The organism is Pseudomonas sp. TMW22091, assembly GCF_022496705.1.
Classification (GTDB): Bacteria; Pseudomonadota; Gammaproteobacteria; order Pseudomonadales; family Pseudomonadaceae; genus Aquipseudomonas; species Aquipseudomonas saxonica.
This window is the reverse complement of sequence record NZ_SCFI01000010.1, coordinates 154,420-162,241: the sequence shown is the minus strand read 5'-3', so window position 1 is coordinate 162,241 and position 7,822 is coordinate 154,420. Positions and strand designations below refer to the sequence as shown.

8 protein-coding genes are annotated in these 7,822 nt (G+C 55.3%); 2 read left to right on the top strand and 6 right to left on the bottom strand.

Going from position 1 to position 7,822, the window contains the following annotated elements:
- Positions 1-587: 587 nt before the first annotated feature.
- From EQV93_RS18150 to EQV93_RS18135, 4 genes are read right to left on the bottom strand one after another with little or no spacing between them, the layout of a single operon-like run.
- A complete protein-coding gene (locus tag EQV93_RS18150; RefSeq protein ID WP_240892117.1) occupies positions 588-1,343 on the bottom strand; it encodes an SDR family NAD(P)-dependent oxidoreductase in 756 nt (251 codons plus the stop codon).
- Positions 1,340-2,380, bottom strand: coding sequence for a ketoacyl-ACP synthase III (locus tag EQV93_RS18145; protein ID WP_240892116.1), 1,041 nt, complete (start codon positions 2,378-2,380; stop codon positions 1,340-1,342). Before EQV93_RS18145 ends, EQV93_RS18150 begins: the two co-directional genes overlap by 4 nt.
- A 3-nt stretch (positions 2,381-2,383) precedes the next feature.
- Positions 2,384-2,605, bottom strand: a complete 222-nt coding sequence (locus EQV93_RS18140; RefSeq protein WP_146387236.1) for an acyl carrier protein — start codon at positions 2,603-2,605, stop codon at positions 2,384-2,386.
- A complete protein-coding gene (locus tag EQV93_RS18135; RefSeq protein WP_240892115.1) occupies positions 2,602-3,762 on the bottom strand; it encodes a DegT/DnrJ/EryC1/StrS family aminotransferase in 1,161 nt (386 codons plus the stop codon). The genes EQV93_RS18140 and EQV93_RS18135 overlap by 4 nt, the downstream gene beginning before the upstream one ends.
- A gap of 407 nt (positions 3,763-4,169) precedes the next feature.
- On the opposite strand from EQV93_RS18135, the gene lafA reads away from it, so the two are divergent.
- Positions 4,170-5,045 (top strand): lateral flagellin LafA, encoded by an 876-nt coding sequence (gene lafA, locus EQV93_RS18130; protein ID WP_240892114.1) that lies wholly within the window; start codon positions 4,170-4,172, stop codon positions 5,043-5,045.
- 151 nt (positions 5,046-5,196) lie between these two features.
- Positions 5,197-5,991: a winged helix-turn-helix domain-containing protein gene (locus EQV93_RS18125; protein WP_122784369.1), complete on the top strand. Its 795-nt coding sequence runs from the start codon at positions 5,197-5,199 to the stop codon at positions 5,989-5,991.
- 57 nt (positions 5,992-6,048) lie between these two features.
- On the opposite strand, the gene EQV93_RS18120 is transcribed toward EQV93_RS18125, so the two are convergent.
- Positions 6,049-6,960, bottom strand: coding sequence for an OmpA family protein (locus EQV93_RS18120; RefSeq protein WP_240892113.1), 912 nt, complete (start codon positions 6,958-6,960; stop codon positions 6,049-6,051).
- The gene (gene motA, locus EQV93_RS18115) at positions 6,947-7,822 is read right to left on the bottom strand and encodes a flagellar motor stator protein MotA (protein ID WP_122784367.1); all 876 of its coding nucleotides are present in this window, start codon (positions 7,820-7,822) and stop codon (positions 6,947-6,949) included. The genes EQV93_RS18120 and motA overlap by 14 nt, the downstream gene beginning before the upstream one ends.

The following is a 7,822-nucleotide window of genomic DNA, read 5'->3' as shown; positions in this document are numbered from 1 at the left end:
AAGGATGGCCCGTCGCGGCGTGCCCCCATAACAGTGCCGGAGTGAAGGCACCGGGCGAGCCTAGGCGAGCTCGGCCGTATGGTAGGGCGCAGACCTTTTGGTTCCTTTTGGGGCGTCTGCCAAAAGGAACTCGCCGTAAGGGCGAAACCCGTAGAAAGAATTTACACATCCAATGGATATGTACTCAGAGCTCCAGTTATATAAACCGCGCACATATCCATTGGATGTGTACTCAGAGCTCTAGTTATATAAACCGCGTACATATCCATTTGATGCTTAACGACTATCTACGGGTTCCGCCCTTACGGCGGCTCACTTTTGGCAAACAGCCCCAAAAGTAAGCAAAAGGTCCTTGCCCCTGCGTACGGCCCTCGCTGCGCTCAGGTGTCCCTCGCTCCGGTCCCGCTCCGTGGGCACGCTGCGACGGGCCATCCATGGCCCGATCGCAGCTCTCCCGGCATCCATGCCGGTCGACCCACTCCGCAGAACCTCCACTCGGCCTCCCGAAAGGGGCGGTAGATCAAGATCAAGATCAAGATCAAGATCAAAAACCAGATCAAAAGCCAGATCAAAAGCTGGCTCGCGCTTTAAAGCACACTCATCCCTCCATCCATCACCAACGTGGCACCCGTTATCCAGCGGCTTGCCCCGGACAACATAAAAATTGCAGCATGGGCGATGTCTTCCGGCTCGCCAAAACCCAACGGGTAACTCGCCAGTTGTTCACTCACCGAGGCCGGCGATTTGCGCAGGGATTCCAATAAAGGGGTGTTGGCTAACCCCGGCGCCAGGCAGTTGACCCGTATCCGGCGTTTGCTCACTTCAAGCGCCAGGCAACGCGCCATCGCTATAACCGCGGCCTTGGTGCCCGAATAAGCCCCTACGCCGGGAACCCCTTGAAACGCGGCAATCGAGGCAATAAAGAGGATGGCTCCGTCATTTGCTATCAGGTTTTTACGAAGCATCGCCTGGGTCAGCATCATGGGCGACTCCACGTTGAGTCGGTGCAAGTCACGCAGGTGCTGCTCGGACATCTGCCGCGTAGGGCAAATGACGGATGTGCCCGCGTTGTGCACCACCCCGTGTATCTGGCCCAGTGTCTCCACCAAGGCTGCTCGGTCATGCGGTTCGGTCAGGTCGCCGATGACCGCACGGTGGCCAAGGGATGACAGGCCGTTAAGTTGCTCAAGCGTTTCATGTAGACGCTCAACATTTCGCCCTGTAGCAATCACCTCTGCACCCATGCTCGCGCAACCCAAGGCAATCGCTCGACCAAATCCAGAACTGGCCCCCGTGACCAGTACTCGCTTGCCCTGCAAGCTGAAGGGGTTGAAGGCACTCATGATTCAATCAATGCCGGGAAGCACGCGCCGTCAATGTCCACAAGGCATGTCGCCCATGACAAACCAATCCCGAAACCGCTCATGAGCAAGCGGTGAGGCCCACTTTCAAGCTGTTCATGGAGGCGTGCGGTCATGGTCAACGGCACAGACGCGCCGCTGGTGTTACCAAAGTCGCGCAGGCTGCTGGGCACCTTTTCGACGGGCAATTCAAGTTTTTTGCGCAATGTGTCGTTAATCATCCGGTTAGCCTGGTGGAAGATGAAGTAGTCCACTTGCTCCTTGCTCACCTGTGCGTACTCCAGCAATTTTTCGACCGCAGGCGGGATGCGCTGCGTCGAGAAGGTCAGCACTGCCGGGCCATCAAGTATCAGGTCTAAAGGCCGGCGCCAAAGCGCTTGCGGGTCCTGACGGTGCGGCAGTAGGTGCTCGATGGCGGTCGGCTCACGGTGGCCTCCCACTGGCAGAATGATGGCCTGGTAACCACTGCCATCACTGTTCAGGTCGAAGTACATGGGCGCCGCATGGGCGTCGAACTCCATCGCTGTCGCAGTGCCCGCATCAGAGAACAATGGATCGTTAGGCGTGGAGGTGCAGTCACCGACCAACACAAGGCCTTTTTTGACACTGCCACTGGCAATCATCGAGCCCAGCAGGTGCAACGCATAGGGATACGCAGAGCAGCCAAGGTTGACGTCAAAGGCCAACGTTGAATGGGGCAAACCCAAGCGATCTTGCAAAATGATCGCGGTGGCAGGCGCCCGATAGTCCGGAGACTGAGTGACCACAATCAACGCATCAATTTCACTGTGCTGCCAATTCAAGGCGTCGAGCAGTGTCTGAGCGGCGTCAAAGGCCAAATCCGAGAAGCACTGCCAGCTGGGAGCCACGCGGCGAAACTCGATACCGATGTTACGCACCAGTCGCTCACGCTCAGCGCGCAGTTGCGGCTTGCAATCCACCAGGTTGGAGACGCGGGTTTTGGGCACACACGTGGCCATGCCGCTAAAGCGGACGTGTTGCAGGGTGCACTGAGGCATGGCTCAACCCACCCTGCGGTACAAATCACCCACCGTGGTGGCGGCATACAGGTCTTCGCCGGTGAGGCTTTTGTTATAGATCATGTCAAACATCACAATGACCCCCAACGCAGCGAGGGAGTCCCACTCGGGCAGAGCAGACAGTGGGGTGTCCAGCGTAATGTCGACAGGCACCTGAAAATCGGTGGCATCAATAAAGTTGGCGATAAAGGCTTCAGTGCTCATGGTTGCAGTCTCTTCAAATCAGACACAGAAAAAGGCGTAGCGCGAGAACGCAGGGCGGCAGATGAAGCCGTACAGATCACGGCCAGCACACGTTCAACATCGTTCAGGCTTAAATCGGGATGCAGGGGCAGGCAAATCACTCGCTGGGCAACGTGATTGGCCACAGGCAAGGCAGCGACACCGGCCTGCTGATGCTGGCGATAAGCAGCCATGTCGGTGACCAGCGGGTAGAAATAACGGCGGGTAAAAATCTGCTGTTGCCTGAAGGCGTCGTAAAGCTGGTCACGACTCAGTGGATAGGCATCTTCAATCAAAATAGGGAAGTAGCCGTGGTTGGCGGCTTCACGGCACAGCGTAATGCCGGGCACACAGGCCAGACGCTTGCGGTACAACGCATCAAGCGTGGCGCGCTTGTGCAGTGCTGCATCAATCTGGGTAAGTTGCAACAGACCCAAGGCGGCGCTGATTTCGTTCATCTTTCCGTTGATGCCGCAGGTGACCACCGTGGTTTCATCGACAAAACCAAAATTACGCAGTTGATCCACCAAGCGTTTGGTCTCCAGCGTCGGACTGATGATCGCGCCACCTTCAAAGGTGTTGAACACCTTTGTCGCATGCAGGCTCAAAATACTCATGTCGCCATGACGCAACACGCTGCCCTGCCCGTCCCGAACTGCAAAGGCATGGGCCGCGTCATAGATCACCCGCAAACCATAACGCCGGGCTATTTCCCCTATGGCATCGACATCACACGGCACGCCATAGCAGTGCACGGGCAAGATCGCGCGGGTACGCGGGGTGATCGCTGCTTCAATAGCGGCTGGATCAAGGTTGAAGGTCTGCGAGTCGATATCGACAAACACCGGCGTTAACCGATTCCACACCAGCGCATGGGCCGTGGCCGCGAAGGTGTAAGGGGTAGTAATGACTTCTCCATCAATGGCCAAGGCTTGCAGCGAGGCCATTAACGCGGTGGTGCCATTGTTGAATAACGATAGATGCTCAACGCCCAGGTAATCCGCAAGCGCTTGCTCAAAGGCCTGATGAAAAGGCCCTGCATTGGTCAAGCGTTTGCTCTGCCAGATAGTGCGTAAATAAGGAATAAAATCATCCAGTTCAGGCAAGAGTGGGCTGCTGACATACAGGTCTTTATTCATGAGCGCTGACTTCGAATGAGCGTGCAAATCGGATATACCGTCAACTGTTAAACGCCTCCGACGTGTGCCTGCCTGCTCGCCAATAACGGGCACTCACGTGAACAGTCATAACGGGTATATACGTGGAAATGCAGACGTCATGCCAACTTCAATAACTAGGTATAAGCACATGATTTAAAAGCAATTTAATAACTTCGCCATCCTAACAAAGTGCTGATGCCTTCCTCTTTTAACCGCCCGCTTGCCGGGCATGGGGAAATCACACTTCCTCTCACTACGAGGGTGAAGGCCTGGATTATAAAAATGTACAAATAAAACTTAAGGCTCATAAATAGTGCGTCGCCTTGTTAGGGGGAGCGGGCACTCAGCGCCTGCATTCACTTTAGTGCAATCAAGGATACCGACCCATGGCTCTTACCATTCATACCAACTACTCATCGTTGCTCACTCAGACCAACCTGAACAAAACCAACAATGCATTGGCTGTTAACCAGCAACGCCTGGGTACGGGCCTGCGAATCAACTCCGCTTCTGACGATGCTGCAGGCCTGCAAATTGCCACCCGCCTTAACGCTCAAACCAAAGGCATGGCAGTAGCCGGGCGTAACGTGAACGACGCTTCATCGCTGCTGCAAACCGCCGATGGCGCCTTCGGTGAGATGACCGACATCCTGCAACGCATGAAAGACCTGGCCACACAGTCTGCCAACGGAACCAACAGCGACGACGATCGTAGAGCCATGCAGGCTGAGTACGATGAACTGGGTAAAGAACTCGGCAACATCATGGACAACACCTCCTACGCAGGCGAGGAGCTGTTCGGCAAGGACGGCACCACTGGCAAATTCGGTACCGCTGTCAGCTTCCAAATCGGTGCGACCGCTGCTGAAACACTGACCCTGGACGTCACAGCACAATCGTCCGCCCTGGGCACCACCCTGGACGGCCTGTCCTCGAACTACACCACTTCCGGCACACCAGGTACTGAAATCAGCACCAGTGGCGCTGCCAATGCTCAGATCGACGTACTGTCCGCAGCGTTGAAAGACGTCGGTGAGCTACGTGGCCAGTTCGGCGCCAACATCAACCGTCTGGCCCATACCGCCAACAACCTGGCCAACATGAAAGACAACACCGAGATGGCCCGGGGTCGCATCATGGATGCAGACTTCGCCAGTGAAAGTGCCATGATGAGCAAAAACTCGATGTTGATGCAGTCGGGTATCTCCATGCTCAAGCAAACCGGTCAGATGCCTGGCCTGGTAATGTCCTTGCTGGGCTAAGCCGCCCGCAAAAAGAAAACGCCCTTGCAATCAAGGGCGTTTTTTTTGGTAAATAGCTCATGGTTTACATCAAAAGAAGAAACGTCCTGCATCATTCTTACATCCAGCTCGGGAAAATTCTCTGACTTAATCGTAGAGAAGCTTACCCCTGATGAACACACTCTCCGCGAACTTAAAGACCGGACACGGCGATTGCCTGGCATTTTTCTGCTCTGCGCTTTGTACATTGACACTGTACAAAAACGCTAATCGACAAATCATAGATTTAGGGTTTTCGGGTGGGCGGCTGCTTGCCCGCCTGATGCAAGAGCCGGGAGAAATGATTGATCGCGATACCTTGACCGCCTACGCCTGGCCCAACCGGGTCGTCGGCCAGGGGAGCCTGAATCAGCAGATTTATACCTTGCGCAAGATTTTGGGCGATGAAAAAGATCGAAAGATCATTCAGACCGTCACACGGCGCGGATATCGATTCAATCCTGCCTTCGTTGTGGACCAGAACAATGGATCAAACACTGAACCTCAAGCTGGCACAGATCACGCATCTTCATTGCTAGCGATTTCGCGCGCTGAAATCCAGCGTAAATGGACACTCAGGGCCATGGCGGCAGCGGGTTTTGTGGGCTACATCCTGACCTCACATCCCAGTCAGTTGTTTGCCAGCCTGCACATCATGGGCGGCCACACGGTGACCTTTGTCGAAACAAAGAAAGATCAACTCAAGCAACTTATCAACCTGACGCACGGGCTCAGTACACGGCTCGTAAGCTTGAGCAAAAATCCGATGGAACTGTCAATCGTGACAATCGATGATCAGACCTATCATATTTATTGCTCAGGCCAAGCCGGCGCGAACTATATAAGTTTGAACGACAATGAGCTTCACACCGTCAGCGACACACAGCTGCGTGAATGCATAGAAGGGGTCACTCAGCCCATCCATTGAGGGTGAGGGCCTAGCGATACTGCGCGGCCAAACGGCTGCGCAGTGTCTTGGGGAAGGTTAGCGAGGTTTGTCCGCGGGCTCAGTAACGGGTTGCACATAGTCAACCGCCCCGGGAGAATAGCGCGCGAAGTTTTCGCTGAACAACTGCCTGTACAGGGTTTCAGCCTGTTCGGTCAGTACCAGCAGCTCAATCCGCCGGTTAGCCCCGCTCAAAGGCTCCTCAGGTCGCAAAGGCATCACATCGGCCTGCGCCGAAACCTGCAAAATACCGTGAGCCGGCAACCCTGCGTTCACCAGTACACTTCGAGCCTGCAAGGCCCTTTCACCTGAGAGATTCCAATTGTCATAACCCCGTGAGTCACGGTACGGGGCGGCATCGGTATGCCCACTGACAATCAACTTGTTTTGTACCTTGGCCAGCTCTTGCGCCAGAGCCGTCAGCAAGGTACGAAAGTGTGGATCAAGCGTCGCACTGCCACGCTCGAACATAAAACGCTTGTCATCATCCTTGATCAGAATTCTCAAGCCCTGGGGCACGACATGCACTTCGAGATTGGCCATCGCATCCGTGCGCTCAGCCAACAAGGCCATCAGCTTGGCCAACGCCTGCAGTTCTGGCTCGCTGTCATAACGTTGCACATCCCCTGAGCGGGGGGCATTGAAGCGAACTTCCTGGGGCCGGGGCACCGCATCAAACTCCGGGGCACTGTCGAATGCCACGGGAACTCGACTGACCTCCTCAAAAACCCCTGCCCCTCCTTCTATGACCGTCGAAGCCAGCACAACCTTTGCAATGCGTTCAGCGTCGGCTTGCGGCTGAATAACCCACAGCACCATAAACAGCGCCATCATCGCCAGAGCAAAGTCGGCAAAGGCTACTTTCCAGGCGCCACTGTGGTCTTCGTTATGCCCCCGCTTGCTGCGACGCTTGACAATAATGGGGTCATGTTTGTCTTCACGCGTCCTCATTGCGTCCGTCCTCAAAACTGGTCACCCATCTTTCGAGCAACTGGAAGGCCGGTTTGACGTCCTGTTCAATCAACTTGCGACCCGCATCGACCGCCAACAAGGTTGGCTTGCCGGCCACATGGGCGACAAGGGTCGTGCGCACACACTCCAGAGCCGATAACTCGGTCCTGATGCGCTGGGCCATTGCATTGCTCAGCGGCTCCATCATGCAATAACAGAAGAAAATCCCGAGGAATGTACCCACCAGGGCTGCAGCCACGTGGGCTCCAATCTCAGCCACCGACCCACCAATACTGTCCATGGTGATGATAATGCCCATGATCGCCGCCAAAATGCCGAACCCGGGCATGGCTTCGCCCACTTTGTGCAACGAGCGCGAAGGCAATAGCAAAGCCTCGTGCATGGCGTCCAGTTCCTGCTCGAGAAAACCTTCAAGTTCATGGGCGCTGATTTTGCCCATGGCCATCAACCTGAAATTATCGGCAATAAAAGCCATCAGGTTTTTCTCTTGCAAAATCAGCGGGTATTTTGTGAACAGATCACTCTGGTCCGGCTCTTCAATGTGTGCATCGAGTGCTTTGAGACCACCCATGTCGACGGTTTCGAGCAGCTCATACAGCAGCATCAGCAACTCGCGCTGAAACGCCTCGCCGCGGCGGCGAAAGGAGAACACCCCCTTGACCTGCACCCACATTTCGAGCAGCACTTCCTTGGGGTTCCCAATAATCATGCTACCCAGAGCAGCACCCACCACAATCAGCATCTCCGAGGGCTGCCACAACACGGACATGCTCCCGCCGGCAATCACAAAACCGCCCAGCACGCAGCCGATAATGATTAATGCACCTAACAGTTTCTGCAC

Coding starts and splice junctions, on each gene's coding strand:
- EQV93_RS18135 (WP_240892115.1), bottom strand. CDS start 3,762: ATGAATAAAGACCTGTATGTCAGCAGCCCACTCTTGCCTGAACTGGAT.
- EQV93_RS18120 (WP_240892113.1), bottom strand. CDS start 6,960: ATGAGGACGCGTGAAGACAAACATGACCCCATTATTGTCAAGCGTCGC.
- EQV93_RS18145 (WP_240892116.1), bottom strand. CDS start 2,380: ATGCCTCAGTGCACCCTGCAACACGTCCGCTTTAGCGGCATGGCCACG.
- EQV93_RS18150 (WP_240892117.1), bottom strand. CDS start 1,343: ATGAGTGCCTTCAACCCCTTCAGCTTGCAGGGCAAGCGAGTACTGGTC.
- EQV93_RS18140 (WP_146387236.1), bottom strand. CDS start 2,605: ATGAGCACTGAAGCCTTTATCGCCAACTTTATTGATGCCACCGATTTT.
- lafA (WP_240892114.1), top strand. CDS start 4,170: ATGGCTCTTACCATTCATACCAACTACTCATCGTTGCTCACTCAGACC.
- EQV93_RS18125 (WP_122784369.1), top strand. CDS start 5,197: ATGAACACACTCTCCGCGAACTTAAAGACCGGACACGGCGATTGCCTG.